Annotated in this window: 17 protein-coding genes; 5 read left to right on the forward strand and 12 right to left on the reverse strand. The window is 69.1% G+C overall.

Annotation, left to right across the window (positions count from 1 at the left end):
• From AVE30378_RS04285 to AVE30378_RS04335, 11 genes are all read right to left on the reverse strand, one after another.
• Positions 1–355 (reverse strand): lipoyl domain-containing protein (locus tag AVE30378_RS04285; protein WP_208742344.1); only part of this gene is annotated, 355 nt, incomplete at its 3' end.
• The gene (locus tag AVE30378_RS04290) at positions 352–804 is read right to left on the reverse strand and encodes a VOC family protein (RefSeq protein ID WP_129239539.1); all 453 of its coding nucleotides are present in this window, start codon (positions 802–804) and stop codon (positions 352–354) included. The genes AVE30378_RS04290 and AVE30378_RS04285, both read right to left, overlap by 4 nt.
• A gap of 31 nt (positions 805–835) precedes the next feature.
• Positions 836–3,127: an alpha-ketoacid dehydrogenase subunit alpha/beta gene (locus AVE30378_RS04295; protein ID WP_244234964.1), complete on the reverse strand. Its 2,292-nt coding sequence runs from the start codon at positions 3,125–3,127 to the stop codon at positions 836–838.
• A 12-nt stretch (positions 3,128–3,139) separates the two neighbouring features.
• On the reverse strand, positions 3,140–3,958 hold the full coding sequence (locus tag AVE30378_RS04300) for an ABC transporter ATP-binding protein (RefSeq protein WP_129239540.1): 819 nt from the start codon (positions 3,956–3,958) through the stop codon (positions 3,140–3,142).
• A 16-nt stretch (positions 3,959–3,974) separates the two neighbouring features.
• On the reverse strand, positions 3,975–5,057 hold the full coding sequence (locus AVE30378_RS04305; protein ID WP_129239541.1) for an ABC transporter substrate-binding protein: 1,083 nt from the start codon (positions 5,055–5,057) through the stop codon (positions 3,975–3,977).
• 84 nt (positions 5,058–5,141) lie between these two features.
• A complete protein-coding gene (locus tag AVE30378_RS04310) occupies positions 5,142–5,960 on the reverse strand; it encodes an ABC transporter permease (protein WP_129239542.1) in 819 nt (272 codons plus the stop codon).
• Entirely contained in the window at positions 5,948–6,763 is an 816-nt protein-coding gene (locus AVE30378_RS04315) for an ABC transporter permease (protein ID WP_129239543.1), read from the reverse strand. Before AVE30378_RS04315 ends, AVE30378_RS04310 begins: the two co-directional genes overlap by 13 nt.
• 70 nt (positions 6,764–6,833) lie before the next feature.
• A complete protein-coding gene (locus tag AVE30378_RS04320) occupies positions 6,834–7,823 on the reverse strand; it encodes an alcohol dehydrogenase catalytic domain-containing protein (protein ID WP_129239544.1) in 990 nt (329 codons plus the stop codon).
• A 25-nt stretch (positions 7,824–7,848) separates the two neighbouring features.
• Positions 7,849–8,610, reverse strand: coding sequence for an SDR family NAD(P)-dependent oxidoreductase (locus AVE30378_RS04325; RefSeq protein WP_244234965.1), 762 nt, complete (start codon positions 8,608–8,610; stop codon positions 7,849–7,851).
• Between the two features lie 19 nt (positions 8,611–8,629).
• A complete protein-coding gene (gene hpsN, locus AVE30378_RS04330) occupies positions 8,630–9,943 on the reverse strand; it encodes a sulfopropanediol 3-dehydrogenase (protein ID WP_129239546.1) in 1,314 nt (437 codons plus the stop codon).
• Between the two features lie 33 nt (positions 9,944–9,976).
• Positions 9,977–11,032 carry an ABC transporter substrate-binding protein gene (locus AVE30378_RS04335; protein ID WP_129239547.1) on the reverse strand — a complete coding sequence of 352 codons (1,056 nt, stop codon included), beginning with the start codon at positions 11,030–11,032 and terminating at the stop codon, positions 9,977–9,979.
• A gap of 221 nt (positions 11,033–11,253) precedes the next feature.
• Here AVE30378_RS04335 and AVE30378_RS04340 point away from each other — a divergent pair, with 221 nt between their 5' ends.
• The 5 genes from AVE30378_RS04340 to AVE30378_RS04360 are packed head-to-tail and all read left to right on the forward strand — an operon-like array spanning position 11,254 to position 15,637.
• Entirely contained in the window at positions 11,254–12,306 is a 1,053-nt protein-coding gene (locus AVE30378_RS04340) for a LacI family DNA-binding transcriptional regulator (protein WP_129239548.1), read from the forward strand.
• Positions 12,228–13,241: an NAD(P)-dependent oxidoreductase gene (locus tag AVE30378_RS04345; protein WP_279636179.1), complete on the forward strand. Its 1,014-nt coding sequence runs from the start codon at positions 12,228–12,230 to the stop codon at positions 13,239–13,241. Before AVE30378_RS04340 ends, AVE30378_RS04345 begins: the two co-directional genes overlap by 79 nt.
• 9 nt (positions 13,242–13,250) lie before the next feature.
• The gene (locus AVE30378_RS04350; RefSeq protein ID WP_129239550.1) at positions 13,251–14,060 is read left to right on the forward strand and encodes an ABC transporter permease; all 810 of its coding nucleotides are present in this window, start codon (positions 13,251–13,253) and stop codon (positions 14,058–14,060) included.
• Complete coding sequence (locus tag AVE30378_RS04355) at positions 14,048–14,842, forward strand: ABC transporter permease (protein ID WP_129239551.1); 795 nt, start codon at positions 14,048–14,050, stop codon at positions 14,840–14,842. Before AVE30378_RS04350 ends, AVE30378_RS04355 begins: the two co-directional genes overlap by 13 nt.
• Positions 14,843–15,637, forward strand: coding sequence for an SDR family NAD(P)-dependent oxidoreductase (locus AVE30378_RS04360; RefSeq protein ID WP_129239552.1), 795 nt, complete (start codon positions 14,843–14,845; stop codon positions 15,635–15,637).
• Here AVE30378_RS04360 and AVE30378_RS04365 read toward each other — a convergent pair.
• A complete protein-coding gene (locus tag AVE30378_RS04365) occupies positions 15,625–16,539 on the reverse strand; it encodes a LysR family transcriptional regulator (protein WP_129239553.1) in 915 nt (304 codons plus the stop codon). The two genes, AVE30378_RS04360 and AVE30378_RS04365, sit on opposite strands and share 13 nt — an antisense overlap.
• Positions 16,540–16,555: the final 16 nt, after the last annotated feature.

Genomic DNA, 16,555 nt, shown 5'->3' on the forward strand with positions numbered 1-16,555 from the left:
CCTGCGGCGCCGCTTGCGGCGGCCGCGCCGCAGGCGCCTTGGCGGCGGCCTCGGCGGGCTCGGACACAGCGGGAGGGGCGGCAGCCGGAGCCTCGGCGGGCGGCGCTTCGCCTTCCACGCGGACCCGGGCGATGACGGTATCCGCATTCACGATGCCGTCGACGGCCACGACGTGCTCGACCATGATCCCGTCTTCATGCGCCGGCACCTCGATGATGGACTTGTCCGTCTCGATCTCGACCAGCACCTCGCCCGCCTTGAACGCCTGCCCCGGCGCCACGATCCAGGCGACCAGACGGGCCGCGTCCAGCGCCTCGCCGGTCGGCGGGACGACCATGTCTAGCGTTCTCGTCATGCTTTTTCCTTCATGAACTGGATGAACTCCGTGATGGCGCCCTCGGGCTCCATCAGGTAGAACACCTTGGTGCGCCCCTGCCGCATGACGCGCGGCGACGACACGCTTTCATAGCCGGCGCGGGTGGCCTGTTCGTACACGGCGTCCACGTCCTCGACCTCGAACGCCATGTGGCTGTAGCCGAAATCGCATTGCCGGCGCGGCCGCTTGTCGCCGTCCGGCGTGTAGTACTTGAACAGTTCGACCCGATGCGCGCCATGCCGCAGCATCGCCCAGCGGATGGTCGCCCCCGGCAGCCCCACCACCTCGCCCAGCGCGGGCTCCGACCGGTGGTCCATTTCCCCCTCCAGCTCGAAGCCGAGGAAATCCGTGTAGAAATTCCGGGCGCGCTCGAAATCGTTGACGCACACGGCCGTGTGGTGCGCGGCAAGCAGTCTGTCTTTCAGCATTTGTTCTGTCTCCCAGGCGCGGGCGCCTGCATCAACGGGACCCGCCGCGGCGGGCATCCAGGGACCGGAGCGCGGTCTCCACGGCCTGAGCGTCCGCCAGCGCGGCCCGCTCCAGCACCTTGGAGACGACCGGCGACGAGTTGGAACCCGTGACGTGGACGATCTCGTGGTCCAGCCAATCGAACAGCCTGGACTGCGCGTCGCTGGCAAGCCGGGATCCGATCGAGGTGCCGCGGGTGGTCTGCTCGACGATCATCAGCGCCTGCGTGCGCCTGACGCCCGCCTCTATGGTTTCCCAGTCGATGCCCAGCGGATCCAGGGTGCGCAGGTCGATCACCTGCGCGTCTATGCCGGTCCGTTCCGCGGCCTGGCAGCACGTCTCGACCATGACGCCGTAGGTCAGGATGGTGCAGCGCGCGCCTTCCCTGGCCACGCGCGCGCGCCCGATGGGAACGATGTAGTCCCAGTCGCCCGCCGGCACCTTGTCCACCTTCTTGAAGAGATCGTTGTATTCCACGATCAGGACGGGATCGTCGCAGCGCAGCGCGGCATTGAGCAGCCCGATGTAGTCGTAGGGGCGCGACGGCGCCAGGATGCGCCAGCCGGGGTACTGCGCGAACAGGCCGCTGGCGTCCATCGAGTGCTGCGAGCCGTAGCCGGTGCCGGCCGTGACCCGGCTGCGCACGAGCACGGGCACGGCGAACTTTCCGCCGAACATGTGGCGCACCTTGGCGATCTGGTTGAACAACTGGTCCGCCGCGACGAGCGCGAAATCCGGATACATGATTTCCACGACCGGGCGCATGCCGTTCAGGGCCGCGCCCAGCGCCAGGCCGGTGAAGCCGTTTTCGCAGATCGGCGTGCCGATGAGCCGCTCCGGGAAATGGTCGCCGATATCCTTGGTGGCGCCGGCCGTGCCGCCCTTCAGGCGATGCACGTCCTCGCCCAGGATGAAGATGCCGTCGTCGCGCTGCATGTTCAGCAGCATCGCGCGCGCGATCACGTCCTGGAACTTGGCGTCCACCAGGCCGGCGGGCGCCTGGTCTTCGAGTTCCACGGCGCGCTGGCCCGCCAGTTCTCCGAGGTCGCCCCGGATGCCGGTGTCCACGCTCGCGGGATCCGGCCACAGTTCGGGACGGATGCGCTGGGACTTCTCGTCCCCGTAGTGCTCAAGCAGCCGCTCCAGCGCGCCGTCGATCAACTCGTCCGCCCGGCGCTCCAGCGCCGCGATGCCGGCGTCGTCGATCACGCCCAGCGCCTTCAACTGCGCGGGGAACGCCAGGATGGGATCGCGCGCCTGCCAGGCTTCTTCCTCCTCTTTGTCGCGATAGCGGAAAGCGCTGCCCTTCAAGGCGCCGGACTGGTGCAGGTAGCGGTAGGTCTGCGCCTCCAGCAGCACGGGCCCGCCGTCGCGGCGGACGATGGCGCGCGCCTCCTGCATGGCCAGGCGCGCGGCCACGACGTCCATGCCGTCGAATTCGATGGCCGGCACGCCCAGCGACAGGCCGCGGGCGGACAGCCGGGTTTCGCGGGTCTGTTCCGAGACGTGCGTGGATACCGCGTACAGGTTGTTCTCCACGAAGAAGATCGTGGGGGTGCCGTAGAGCGCCGCCAGGTTCATGGCCTCGTACGCCGCGCCGCTCTGCATGGCGCCGTCGCCGAAGAACGCCACGGACACGTGGTCGTGGCCGCGCAGCTTGTCCGCGAACGCGTAGCCCACGGCGTGCGACGGGTTGCCGCCCACGATGGCGTTCGAACCGTAGATGCCCGCCTCGGGATAGCGCAAGTGCATGGAGCCGCCCCGTCCGCCGCAGTAGCCGGGCGTGAGGCCCAGGATCTCGGCGTAGGTCCGATGCACGACCTCGCGATGCGCGTCCAGCGTGGCCGAGGCCAGCGGCGCATAGTCCGCCGGCGTGGCATGGTTCAGCGCCTTGGCCAGGAACTGATGGTGCATCCGGTGCGTGCCGTTGATCTTGTCCGCGGATCCCAGCACCGACATGGCGCCCACCGCAGCGCCGTCCTGCCCGATGCTGGAATGCGCCGGACCATGCAGAATGCCGGCCACGCTCAGCTTCAGGAGCTTTTCCTCGAAGCGCCGGATCAGTATCAACTGCTCCAGCATCACGGTCATTTCCCGGGGCTCGATGGCCCGCGCGTCGGCCGCGGAGACGTTGAGCCGCCACCACGGAGTCTTGGTCTTCAGGGCGGCAAGCCGGGAGGTCATCGCATCGTCTCCAGATCGGGGGGGCGTGCCGGACGCCGGGCGCTTGCCGGCGGTGCCCGCCGAGGACGCCGGCGCGGCGCCATCATCGATATGCTTCATCGTCGCGTTCCTTCAATGCGCCGCGGCCAGGGCGGCGTCCAGGGGCTCCGTTTCCTGCGCGCGGAGCAGCTTCCAGATATGCGTGCGCAGGTGCACGAACGCCTCCATGTCCATTACGTCCTCGATCCGTTCCATGCTGTCCCACTCCTCGCGCTTGCGCACGTCGGCCACGTTGATGATTTCCTTGATCTGCCCGGGCCGGCCCGTCAGCACCACGACCCGGTCCGACAGGTACACGGCTTCCTCCACGCTGTGCGTGATGAACAGCACCGTGCGCGGATTGAGCCGGGACAACTTGACCAGCTCTTCCTGCATGACCACGCGGGTCTGGGCGTCCAGCGCGCCGAAGGGCTCGTCCATCAACAGCACGTCGGGATCCAGCGCATAGCTGCGCGCGATGGCCACGCGCTGCTGCATGCCGCCGGAGAGCTGGTGGGGATACGCCTGTTCATAGCCCGCCAGGCCCATCAGGTCGATGTAGCGCGCCACCGTTTCCGCCCGCGCCTCGCGCGAAGCGCCCTTGCACTTCAGGCCGAAACCGATGTTCTCCGTCACGGTCTTCCATGGGAAAAGCGCGAACTGCTGGAACACCACGGCGCGGTCGGGGCCGGGCTGCTCCACCTCCTTCCCGCCCACGCGCACGCTGCCCGACGACGGGAACTCCAGGCCCGCCGCCATTCTCATCAAGGTGGTCTTGCCGCAGCCGGACGGCCCGACGATGGAGACGAACTCCCTTTCGCCGACCTCGAAGCTGACGTCGTCCAGCGCCAGGAAGCGCTCTCCGCCCCGGCTGAAGGCGCGCTGCACCCGTTCGAAAGTGATCTGACTCATGCTTGCGTTCCTTTGTCTACTTTGAAACGTCGGCGACGAATGCCCTGAGCTTAGGATCGTCCTGGATCATCTTGAGATACTTGCCCGTGACCATGGCCTTGGAATCGGGGATCTTCTTGATGACGCCCACCGACACCATGAATTCCCCCACGCTGTTCCACCAGTCGACGATGTCCGAACTGCCGGCGGCATTGGGACCGAACAGCTTCACCTGTTCGGCCAGATCGAACGCCGGCCGGTCGCGCAGTTCTTGCGCCAGGTATTTGTCCGGGAACTTCACGCCGACGCTGCCGAAGAAGGCTTTCAGGTAGGCGCGGGCCTCTTCGGGATGCGCGCGCTGCCATGCCACCGCGCGCAGGTAGACCGCCAGGAACCGCGCGACCTTGTCGGGATGCTGCTTGGCGAACTGCGGCGTGGTGAACAGATAGCTGTGGATGGGCATGTTCAGCTCCGCCCCCGTGCAGATCACTTTGGCGCCGATGGCTTCTTCCAGGATGTAGGTGTTGGGCGCCCACACGGACGAGACGTCGTACTTGCCGCTCATCACCGCCGCGTTGATGTCGGGCGGCGACAGGTTCACGAAGCGGTAGTCGTCCGCCTTCAGCCCGAACTTCTTCGAAAGGCATTCGGCGGCGCCCCACTGGCCCGTGGAATTGCTCGTGACAGGAATGGTCTTGCCCTTGAGCAGCGCGGGGTTCTTGAGGTATTCGTCCGCCCGGTCCTTGGTGGCCATCACCGTGATGATCGCCGCCTCGCCGTCGGCGATGCCGATGGTCTGCAGGCCGTACTTGGACGCGCCCAGCAGCGACGGGATATTGCCCGCGCCGCCCACGTCCCACGAACCCGAGGCGCCTGCCGCGATCTCGACCGCGCCGGAGGCGAAAGTCGAGATCACCGGATTCAGGCCCACCTCTTTCCACCAGCCTTTCTCGCTGGCGATGTACCACTCCAGCGCCCACCGCTGCGGCTGCTGCCCGATGCGGATGTTGAACAGTTCCTCGCCCGCCGGCGCGGCCTGGGCCGCCGCCGCCCCCGGCGCCGCCAGCCAGCACCCGATGGCGAGCGCTGCCAAGGCCTTGAGGCCTTTGTAGTGTTTCATTGTCTCTCTCCAAGATGGATTGCCGCCACTGCACTGCCCTTCCGTTCGCCCTCCTCTGTCAATGGCCTCGGGACGCCGCGCCCCTCAGCGGGACCAGTCGCGCTGGACCCGCCGCTGCAAGGCGCGCATGCCCCAGTCGATGCCCGCCCCGATCAGCCCGATGGTGATCATTCCGCTGATCACGATGGCGGGCTCCAGGTTGCTGCCGCCCTGCACGATCATGTAGCCCAGGCCGGTGGAGCCGACGATCAACTCCGCGCCGATCAGCGACTGCCAGCCGAACCCCGCCCCGACCCGGATGCCGGCGACGATGTGCGCCAGGGACGCCGGCAACAGGATCTCGGTCAGCGTGGCCCACCGGCCGGCGCCCAGCATCTGGCCCGCCTCAATCAGCGCGCGGTCGATCTGCCTGGCGCCGCGGTAGGCGTTGAGCACGCAGGGCGCGAAGGCCCCGGCGAAGATCACCAGCGTGGGCGACAGGAAACCCGTGCCGAACCAGAAGATCGCGAATGGCACCCAGGCGATGGGGGGAATGAAGCGGAACGCTTCGAACACCGGCGCCACCGCCCAGTCCAGCGCCCGAAAGCGGCCCATGAACAGGCCCAGCGGCACGCCCAGCAGGACCGCGATGGAGAAGCTGATCAGGAACTTCTCCAGGCTGGCCAGCAGATGCATCTGCAGGACCGACCCGGCGTAGGGTTCGCGGGTGTGCTCCGCCATGCTGCGCAGCACCGTCAGCGGGCCGGGCAGGAAGGCGGGGGACACCAGGCCCAGCCCGGAAAGCAGCGCCCAGCCGCCGAAGAGCGTCGCGATACCCAGCGCCGGCATCGCCCAGCGTTCCAGCGCGCGACGCGACAGAATGGCGCGCCGGCCGCCCCGGCCGGCCGTGCTCAGGCTTTCCATGGCATCACCTTGCGTTCGACCTGCGCCAGCAGCGCGGACATCAGCATGCCCATCGCCGCCACCGCGGCCATGGCCACCAGGATCATTCCGGAGTTCAGATCGCGCGTGGCGATGATCAGCACATGGCCCAGCCCGACGAATGAACCGACCAGTTCGGCCGCCACCAGCACCATCCAGCAGGCCTGCAGCGAAGTGCGCAGGCCGGTGAAGATCGAAGGCAGCGCCCCGGGCACGACCACGTCCAGCAGCATCAGGCGGCCGGCCGCCCCGTTGACGCGCGCCGCCTGGAGCAGCGTGTCGTCGATGTTGCGCACGCCGGTATGGGTGTTGATCACGGTCGGCGCGAACGCGGCCAGCCAGATCACGAAAACCTTCGCGCTCGTGCCCAGCCCGAACCACAGGATCGTCAACGGGATCCAGGCGATCGGCGCGATCGGCCGGACGATCTGGAAGACGGGATTGACGTAGGCCTCGACCAGCCGGCTCCGCCCCATCAGGATGCCCAGCGGCACGCCGGTCAGCGCCGCCGCCGCGAAGCCGTAGAGCACCAGCCCTGTGCTCGCCACGATGTGCTGCCACAGCGTGCCGTCGGCGTAGCCCGCGCCGGCGATCTCCAGCAGGGCGTCGTAGGCGTCGGCGGGCGACGGCAACTGCATCGCGCTCAGCAGTTCCAGCGGCCCCGTGGCCAGGTACCAGGCCAGCAGGAGCGCGGCCACGGAGGCGCCGCTGACCAGCCAGCGCAGCGAGAGGCGCCGGCGCCGGGACGGCGCGGGCGCGGCGGCGGCCGGGGGGATGGCGGTCATGGCCGCGGTCCGGTCGAGCAAGGCCGGGGCGCCGGGAACGGCGCTTCGGGAAAGGGGAAGCAGAGCCATTTCAATGCGTCCTCAGCACGATCTTGGCCGACGCCGAGCGCCCGCCGTCCAGGTCGGAGAAGGCCTGGGCGCCCGCCGCGAGCGGGCGCTCCTCGACCCACGCCAGGTCGCCGAACACGCCCCGGTGCAGCGCGTCCACGGCAGCGCGCATGTCGGCCGTCGTGTAGGTGTACGCCCCGATCAGGGTGATCTCGTCAAGCGTCAGGCGGCGCATGTCGATCTCGCTGGCCCAGTCCTGCAGGCCGATGTGCAGCATGACGCCACCCGGCTGGACCGCGGCCAGCGCGGCCGGGCGCGTGGCCTTCCCGCCGACCGCGTCGATCACCAGTTCGAAGCCGCCGGGCGCCGGCTGGGTCTCGCGGGGATCGAAGGCGGCGCAGCCCGCATGCCGTTGCGCGGACGCGCGCCGCAGCGGGTTGGTCTCGGCCAGGCTGACACGGCAGCCTTGGCTGCGCAGCAGCAGCGCCGACAGCAGCCCGATCGCGCCACCGCCGATGACCAGCGCCCGGGCTTCGGCCAGCGGCCGGAACAGCGCCCGCTGCGCCAGCATCACGCCGTGCAGGGCGGTGGCCGCCGGCTCGGTCAGCGCCGCCGCGCGGGCCGGCATGTCCTGCGGAATCGCGACCAGGCAGCGCTCGGGAATGGTCATCAGTTCGGCGAACGCGCCCGGACGCGTCATGCCCACCATGCCGCGGTTGCGGCACAGGTTGTTGCGGCCCTGCACGCAGAAGCCGCATTCGCCGCAGGGGATCAGCGGATTGGCGGTGACCCGTTCGCCCGCGCGGGGGCCACCGACCAGCACGCCCGCGAATTCATGGCCGAGGATCAGGGGCGGATTGCGGCGCGGATCGTGCCCGTGGTAGGCGTGCATGTCCGACCCGCAGATGCCCACGGCCTCGATGCGCAGCAGCGCATCGCCAACCGCCGGGGCGGGTTCGGGCTCGTCCTGGAACAGGATCTGCCGAGGCGCGGTGTAGACGAGGGCTTTCATGGCGGGGCTCCCTGGGAATGTCCGGTCAGCGGGCCGAAAAGCCGCCGTCGACGAACAGCGTCTGGCCAGTGATGTAGGCCGACGCCTCGCTCGCCAGGAACACGGCGGCGCCGTGCAGATCGTCCAGCCGGCCGTTGCGGCCGATCATGGTGCTCCCGGCCAGCGCCTGCACGCGCGACGGATCGCTCATGACCGCGGCCGTCAGCGGCGTTTCGAAGAAGCCCGGCGCGATCGCGTTGCAGGTGACCCCGTGGCGGGACCAGTACTCGGCGATGGCGCGGGTCAACTGCATCAGCCCGCCCTTGGAGGCGCCGTAGGGCGCGCTGTCGGGAAAGGCGCGCACGCATTGCAGCGAGGTGATGTTGATGATCCGCCCCCAGCCTCGCTCCCGCATGGCCGGCGCCAGCGCGCGGGTAAGCAGGAACGGCGCCGTCAGGTTGATGGCCAGCGAACGGTCCCAGTCGTCGTCGCCGGTGTCCTCGAATGGCTTGCGCACGTTGATGCCCGACGCGTTGACCAGGATGCCGGGCGCGCCGAACGGCTCGGCGGCCCGCTGCGCGAAACCTCGCAGCGCCTCGCGGTCCGCCAGATCGCAGGGCAGCGCCCGCGCCGCCAGCCCTTCCGCCGCGAATTCGGCCACGGCGCCGGCCAGTTCAGGCTCGCGCCGCGCCACCAGCACCACGCGGGCGCCGGCGCGCGCCAGCGCCAGGCCAATGGCCTTGCCGATCCCCGAGCTGCCGCCGCTCACCAGCGCGACGCGGCCTTCCAGTCCGAACAGACGGGACATTTGGTTCTGCATGTGGTCCTCACTCGCGCACGGGCTCGCCCAGTTCGAAGGATTCTTGCGGAAAATACTTGGCCAGGCGGTCGTCCGCCGTGCGCGCGTGCGCCTCCATGCCCTCCAGGCGCGAGATCCGCGCGGTCACCTGCGCGGTGTCGCGGCTGGCCTGCCGCGTCATGCGCTGCCAGGTCACGGTCTTGATGAACTTGTGCACGGACAGGCCGCCCGAATAGCGCGCGGCGCCCTTGGTGGGCAGGATGTGATTGGTGCCGCTGGCCTTGTCCCCGAACGCCACCGTGGTTTCCTCGCCCAGGAACAGCGAGCCGTAGCAGCTCAGCCGCCCGAACCACCAGTCCAGATCGCCGCAATGGACTTCCAGGTGTTCGCTGGCGTAGCCGTCGGACACCTGGGCCGCCTCTTCCCGCGTATCGCAGAGCACCACCTCGCCATAGTCGCGCCAGGCCGCGGAGGCTGCGTCGCGCGCCGTGGGCGGCAGCGCCTCGATCAGTTCGGGCACCCGGCGCAGCACCGCTTCGGCCAGTTCCCGGTCGGTCGCGATCAGCCAGGCGGGGGACTCGTGGCCATGTTCCGCCTGGCCCACCAGGTCCGACGCGACGATGGCCGGGTCCGCCGAGCCGTCGGCGATGATGCAGACCTCCGACGGGCCGGCGAAGACGTCGATGCCGACGCTGCCGAACAACATGCGCTTGGCTTCGGCCACGAACTTGTTGCCGGGACCGACGATGATGTCGGCCGGCTTGCCGGTGAACAGGCCATAGGCCATGGCGGCAATGGCCTGCACGCCGCCCAGGGTCATGACGGCGTCCACGCCCGCCACCTTCATCGCGTACAGCACCTGCGGATGGATGCCCTCGCCGCGATAGGGCGTGGAGCAGGCGATGACCGTGGGCACGCCGGCCGCCTTGGCGGTGGCGATGCTCATGTAGGCCGACGCGATGTGCGCATAGCGCCCGGTGGGCACGTAGCAACCCGCCACATTGACCGGAATCAGCCGCTGCCCGGCCACCAGCCCCGGCGACAGTTCGATCTGGAACTCGCGCACCGATGCCATCTGCGCCTGCGCGAACTTGCGCACCTGGCCGGCCGCGAACTCGATGTCGCGCTTGATGCCCGCCGGAATGGACGCGGTGCGCCGTTCGATCTCGGCGGCGGACACCAGGATGTCCCCCTCCCATTTGTCCAGCCGCCTGGCGTAGTCGCGCACCGCGGCCTCGCCGCCGGACTTGATGTTCGCCAGCATTTCCGCGGCGACCTCGCGCGCGGCGGCCTCGTTGCCCTGGGGTTGCTTCGCCGCGGATTTGAGCTTGTTCACTGCCATCGTTTCGGCCTCGGATAAGAGAGGGGACGGGACTCAGTTGGCGTTGTTGGCGAAAGCCTTGAGCGCCGGGGCCTGGTCGACGCGCTTCATGTAGTCGTCGGTGATGTAGGTTGCCGGATCCGGCACCTCGGTCAGCGTGCCCACGCCCTTCAGGTAGGCGGACAGCGATTCATAGGCCTGGTCCAGGGACGACTTGCCGCCCGTGCGCGACATCAGCTTGAGCTGTTCCTCCAGCGTGAAGATCGGCCGCGCCAGTTCCTGTTCCAGGTAGCCGTCGTTCAGCTTGATGCCGTTGGCGTCGAACAGCTTGCGCAGGTAGCCCATGGCCTCGGCCTTGTTGCTCTTCTCGAAGCTCACCGCCCGCAGGTACACGGCCAGGAATTTGGCCACGGCCTCCGGGTTCTGCTTGGCGAATTCGCCGCGCGCCACCAGCGCGCCGGGAATCATCACGCCCGCGTCCTTGCCGCTGCACACCACTTCCGCCCCGCTCTGTTCGTTCAGGGTGTAGAAATTGGGCGCCCAGGTGCCGGCCAGCATCCCGTTGCCGCCGATGAAGGCGGAGACCAGTTGCGCCGGCGCCAGCGTCACCACGCTGACGTCGCTGCGCTGCATGCCCCATTTCTTCAGGCAGGCCATGGTGGCGTATTCGCCCGTGGAATTCGGGCTGAGCAGGATCTGCTTGCCCTTCACTTCCTTGGCCGCGTTGCTGCGCACGGCCGCGGCGTTTTCCTTGCGCGCCATCACGCCGTTGGCGGTCGATTCGTCGTTGGTGATGCCCAGCGTGACGATGCCGTAGCGTTGCGCGCCCAGCACCGCAGGCGGGGACCCGGTGCCGCCCACGTCCCAGGACTTCGACGCGGCGCCCGCGATCTGCTGCGCGCCCGCCGGATAGACCACGAACTCGGGCTTCAGGCCCGCTTCGGCCCACCAGTTCTTTTCCGTGGCGATGTAGATGGGCAGCGCCCAATAGGCGATCTGGTAGCTGACCTTGATGGGCGTGGGCGCCTGGGCCGACGCGGGGGGATTGACCAGCAGCGCGCCCAGCGGCGCCAGGCACAGGCTCAGGATGCGACGGGGGATTTTCGACATGCTTTGTCTCCAGTTTGGCGGATTCCGGTGTGCATGCGCGAGCTGCCGCGTCATTCCCCGGATGGCAGGCTCGGGTCTGTGTCCGAGCTCATTCTTGAAAGCGCATACAGAGAATAAGCGCGTGGAAATCGCATTCAACCCCGAGAAAACCCTAGAGATAGACCGTAGCGTTCCAATAACTGTATATTCACAACATCAAAATTCTGAAAGCGCTTTCAAACATGAAGCGAAAAACCCAGCCGATCTCGGGCGACACGCTGAAATCGATTGCCGCCAGCGGAGGCATTTCCTCGGCCACCCTGTCCCGCGTGCTGAACCATCCGGAAAAGGTGCGCCCCGACCTGCGCGCGCGCGCCATGGCCCTGCTCGCCGAGGCCGGCTACGTCCCGCACGGCGCGGCCCGTTCGCTGGCCTCGCGCAAGACCCGCACCATGGGCGCCATCATCCCCACCGTGGACAGCGCGCTGTTCGCCAAGCTGGTCGACGGCATGCAGCAGACCATCCACGAACACGGCTACCAACTGCTGCTGGCCAGCACCAACTACAGCCCGGCCCGCGAAGCGGGCGAAGTGCGCGCGCTGATCGAGCGCGGCGTCGACGCCATGATGCTGGTGGGCCGCAGCCGCGATCCCGAGCTATACGAGCTGCTGCGGTCCAAGGGCATCCCCTTCGTCACTACCTGCCACTACGACGCCTCCGAACCCTGGCCGATGGTCGGCTGGGACAATGCCGCCGCCGCGCAGCGCATCGCGGGCTATCTGCTGGACATCGGCCACCGCCGCCTGGGCGTGATCGCCGGCATTTCCAAGGACAACGACCGCGCCGCGGACCGGGTCGCCGGCTTCGCCCGCGCGCTGCAGCGCCGCGGCATCGACCTGCCGCCGCAATACGTCATCGAAAAACCCTACACCGTGCCGGAGGCCCGCCGCGCCATGGCCGCGCTGCTGCGCCTGCCCGAGCCGCCCACCGCCGTGATGTGCGGCAACGACATCCTGGCCTACGGCGCCCTGCAGGAATGCCTGTGGCAGAACCTGCGCGTGCCCGAGCAGATCTCCATCACCGGTTTCGACAACATCGAAATGGCCGCGCACTGCCGGCCCGGCATCACCACCCTGAACGTGCCGGCCTTCGAGCTGGGCCAGCGCGCCGCGAACATCCTGCTGGCGGCCGACGCCGACACGCCGCCGGAAAACGTCTGCATCGAACTCGAACTGATCGTCCGCGATACCACCGCGCCGCCCCAGAGCAGCACCGGCGCGCGCCACAACAGTTAAGTCCACCGGAAGAGAGCCCCATGGAAAACACCGAAACACCCCGCATCGCATTCCTGGGCCTGGGCGTCATGGGAAGCGCGATGCTGCGCAACCTGGCCGCGCGCGGGTATGCAGTCGCAGGCTACGACGTCGTTCCCGCCGCCATGGACCGCCTGGCCGACACCGGCTTCCGGCGCGCCGCCACGCCTCGCGACGCGGCGCTGGGCTGCGACGTGGCCATCACCATGCTGCCCACCTCCTCCCACGTGCGCGAGGCGCTGTTCGGCCCGGACGGCGCGGCCGCGGGACTCAACCCAGGCGCCCTGGTCATCGAAATGAGCACGGGCGACGCCGTCGAAACCGACCGCATCGCGGCAGACCTCGCCGCGCGGGGCCTGCGCTGCATCGACGCCCCCGTCGGGCGCACCCCGCGCGAAGCCGCGCAGGGCAAGGCCCTGATCATGGCGGGCGGCGCCCAGGCGGACTTCGACCAGGCGGCCCCGATCTTCGCGGCCATGGCCGACGAGATCGTGCACGTGGGCGGTTTCGGCTCCGGCATCCGGCTCAAGCTCGTCAACAACTACATGTCCATGGTCGGCATGGTGCTGACTGGCGAGGCGCTGATGTTCGCCGCGAAGCTCGGCCTGGACCGCGCCACCGTGGTCAAGGTGCTGTCCAACACCACGGCGGGGCGCGGCCAACTCTTGACCAACTTTCCCGGCAAGGTCCTGGCCGGCGACATCAGTCCCGACTTCCCCATGCGCATGGGCTACAAGGACATCAATCTGGCGATGAACCTGGCGGCTTCCGTGGGCGCCCCCCTGGGGCTCGGCGGCTATGCCCGCGAGATGTTCGCGCTGGCCAAATCCTGGGGCAGGCAGGAACAGGACTGCACCGCCATGCTGCTGCTGCTCGAAGACGTCGCGCACCTGGAGCGCGGCGCCGCGCTCCCGTGAGGCCACGCCATGAGTGAACACATCGCAACCTTGCCGGCGCGCCGCCCGCGCGCCTCGCGCCGGCGCGTCACCGTCGGGGTCGCCGCCGTGGCGATCGCCTTCGCCGCCTGGTGGGCCGTCTCGGCCCTGGGCCTGGTCAACGGCGCGCGCTTTCCCACGCCCGCCACCACCTGGCAGGCCGCCGTCCAACTGTCGCGGGACTCCGGCTATGCCGGAGGCACGCTGTTCCAGCATATCGGCCACAGCCTGCGCCTGGTGTTCCTGGGCTTTCTGGTCGCCATTTCCACCGGCGTCCCGCTCGGCCTGCTGATGGGCTTCAGCAAGCGCTTCGACGCCCTGATCGGGCCGGTCTTCTCCTTGCTGCGCCCGATTCCGCCGCTGGCCTGGATTCCGCTGGCCATTCTCTGGCTGGGGCTGGGCGACTCCGCGAAGATCTTCCTGATCTGGGTGTCCTCATTCACCCCGGCCGTCATCAATACCTACGCCGGCGTGCGCAACATCGATCCCACGCTGATCGAAGCGGCGCGCGTGCACGGCGCGGGCGGCCCGGCGCGCATGCTGCGCGAAGTGCTGGCGCCGGGCTCGCTGCCGATGATCTTCACCGGCCTGCGCCTGTCGCTGCAGACCGCCTGGATGACCCTGGTGGCGGCCGAACTCATCGGCGCCTTCATCGGCCTGGGCAAAGTGCTGGACACCGCCGCGCTGGACATCCGGCCGGGCATGATCCTGTACGCCATGATCTGGGTGGGCCTGCTGGGCGCGGTGATGACGCGCGGACTGGAATGGATCGAAAAAAGGGCACTGCCATGGCTACCCTGACGCGCACGGCGGGAGACGCGCCCGCCCTCAATTTCGGCCTGTCCTGCCTGGGCCTGGCGGGCTTCTTCCTGGCCTGGCACCTGCTGAGCGTGGGCGGCCTCTTCCCGCCCAACTACCTGCCCGGGCCGCTGGCCGTGCTGCGGACCATCGTGCAGTTCAGCGGCGAGCCCTATTCCGGCGCTACGCTGTGGACACACCTGGGCGCCAGCCTCTACCGCTTCGCCTGCGGCTTCCTGCTGGCGGCCGCCATCGGCATTCCGCTGGGCCTGCTGATGGGCTGGTACCGCTGGCTGGACGACATCGTCAGCCCGTTCTTCGACGCGCTGCGCTTCGTGGCGCCCATCGCCTGGGTGCCGTTCGCCGGCCTGTGGTTCGGGACCGGCATCGGCGGTCCGACCCTGATCATCTTCGCCGGCGCCTTTCCCCCCTGCCTGATCAGCGCCTACCGCGGCGCCAAGTTCGTGGACACGCGCCTGCTCGAGGCATCCCGCACCCTGGGCGCCAGCGGCCCGCGCATCGTGGCCGAAGTGCTGCTGCCGGCCTCGCTGCCGTCCATCCTCGCGGGCCTGCGGGTCAGCGCCGGAATCGGCTGGCAATCGCTGGTGGGCGCGGAACTGATCGTGGTGGGCAACGGCATCGGCTACATGATGGTGCAGGGCCAGCTCAACATCGCCACCAACATCGTCATGGCCGGCATGATCGCCATCGGCATCGTCGGCATCTGCATCGACGTGGCGCTGCGCACTTTTGAACAGCGCCTGAAGGCGCGCTGGGGACGCTAGATGAACCAGGAAGCAACGGAAGGCGCGCTGTCGGTGGTGGTCACCGGCGGCGCCAGCGGCATCGGAGCGGCCGTGTGCCGGCGCGTGGTCCAGGCGGGCGGCCACGCCGCCATCCTGGACCTCGACCATGACGCCGCCGCCGCGCTGGCGCGGGAATTGGGGCCGCGCGCCGCGGCCGCTCCCGGCGACGTGCTCGACGAGGCCGGCCTGCGGGCCGCGAACGAAGCGCTGGCCGCCCGCCTGCCGCCGATCACGGGGCTGGTGAACTGCGCCGGCATCGCGCAGGTGCCCACCCCGATCGAAGACTATCCGGTGCAGGAATGGGCGCGGGTGGTGGATTCACACCTGAAAGGCACCTACACGGCCTGCCGCGTCTTCGGCTCGGCCATGGCCGCGCGCGGCCGCGGCGCCGTCGTCAACGTGGCATCGGTGCTGTCGTTCCGCCCCGGCCCGGTCCTGGCCTACGGTCCGGCCAAGGCCGCCGTGGTGAACCTGACCGAGGCGCTCGCCGTGCAGTGGGCGCGCCAGGGCGTGCGCGTGAACGCGATCGCGCCCGGCTGGACCGACACGCCGTTCCTCAGGCCCAAGGAGCGGCAGGGCGAACGCGACATGACGCCCATCCTGCGCGCCACGCCGCTGGGCCGCCTGATGCGGCCCGAAGAGATCGCGGAAGTCGTCTTCTTCCTGCTGTCCCCCGCGTCCGCCGTCGTCACCGGCGCCACCATCCCCTGCGATGGCGGCGTCATCGCAGGATCGGGATGGGCGCCCTACGGCGGCTTTCCTCAAGCCGGGTGACCGGAGGCCAGCCCCGCGCTGTCCAGGATGGCGGCGCGGAACTCCGTCATCAGGGGCGACCAGGTGGTGGCGTGGCGCGAAATCAGCGCAATGTGGCGCTGCAAGGGCCTGCCCAGGACGACCGGCAGCACCGCGATGTTCCGGTCCGCGGCCAGGGCGCTCTGCGGCGCGACGGCCAGCAGTTCGGATCGAGCCAGGAGTTCGAGCGTCCCCTTCGAGAAATGCTCGACCTCCAGCGCGGCCGCCGGCAGGCCCAGGCCGGCCTCGGCATAGCGAGCGTCCAACGCCTTGCGGGCGACGGAGGTGGACGCAGGCAGTATCCAGCGCTGGCCCTGTAGATCGTGCAGCGACAGTTTCCTGCGCGCGGCAAGCGGGTGCTTTCGGCTCGCGGCCACGCATAGCCGGTCTTCGATTATGGGCTCCTGCCGCAGCGCCGCGGGCACGTCGGCATAGACGGGCGCCACCGCCAGGTCCAGCCCGCCGCTGGCGACCCGTTCGTTCAGGTCGTCCGACAGCCCTTGCGTCAACTGGATGCGCAGGGCGGGCCGGCGCGGCAGGAGCAGCCGCAGCGCCGGCATCACGAAGCTGTCCACCGTCGCTCCCGTCGCCCCTACGCGCAGCAGCCCCGCCTCCCCGACCCGCAATTCCATGGCGTGCCTGACCGCGTCGCGGTATTCCGCCCAGAGCTTCCTGGCATGCTCCAGAAACACCAGCCCGGCCGACGTCAGCCGCAGGCCGCGTCCGCTGCGGTCCAGCAGCGCCAGGCCCGTGTCCGCCTCCAGGCGCTGCAAGGACTTGGACAGCGCGGGCTGGCTGACATCGCATGCAGCCGCGGCCCGGCCCAGGTTGCCGTGCTCGACGGCGGCCAGGAAATACTCGATGTCCCGCAGCGAAAGATTCATGAACAATATTTATGCT

The organism is Achromobacter veterisilvae, from assembly GCF_900496975.1.
Taxonomy (GTDB): domain Bacteria; phylum Pseudomonadota; class Gammaproteobacteria; order Burkholderiales; family Burkholderiaceae_B; genus Achromobacter; species Achromobacter veterisilvae.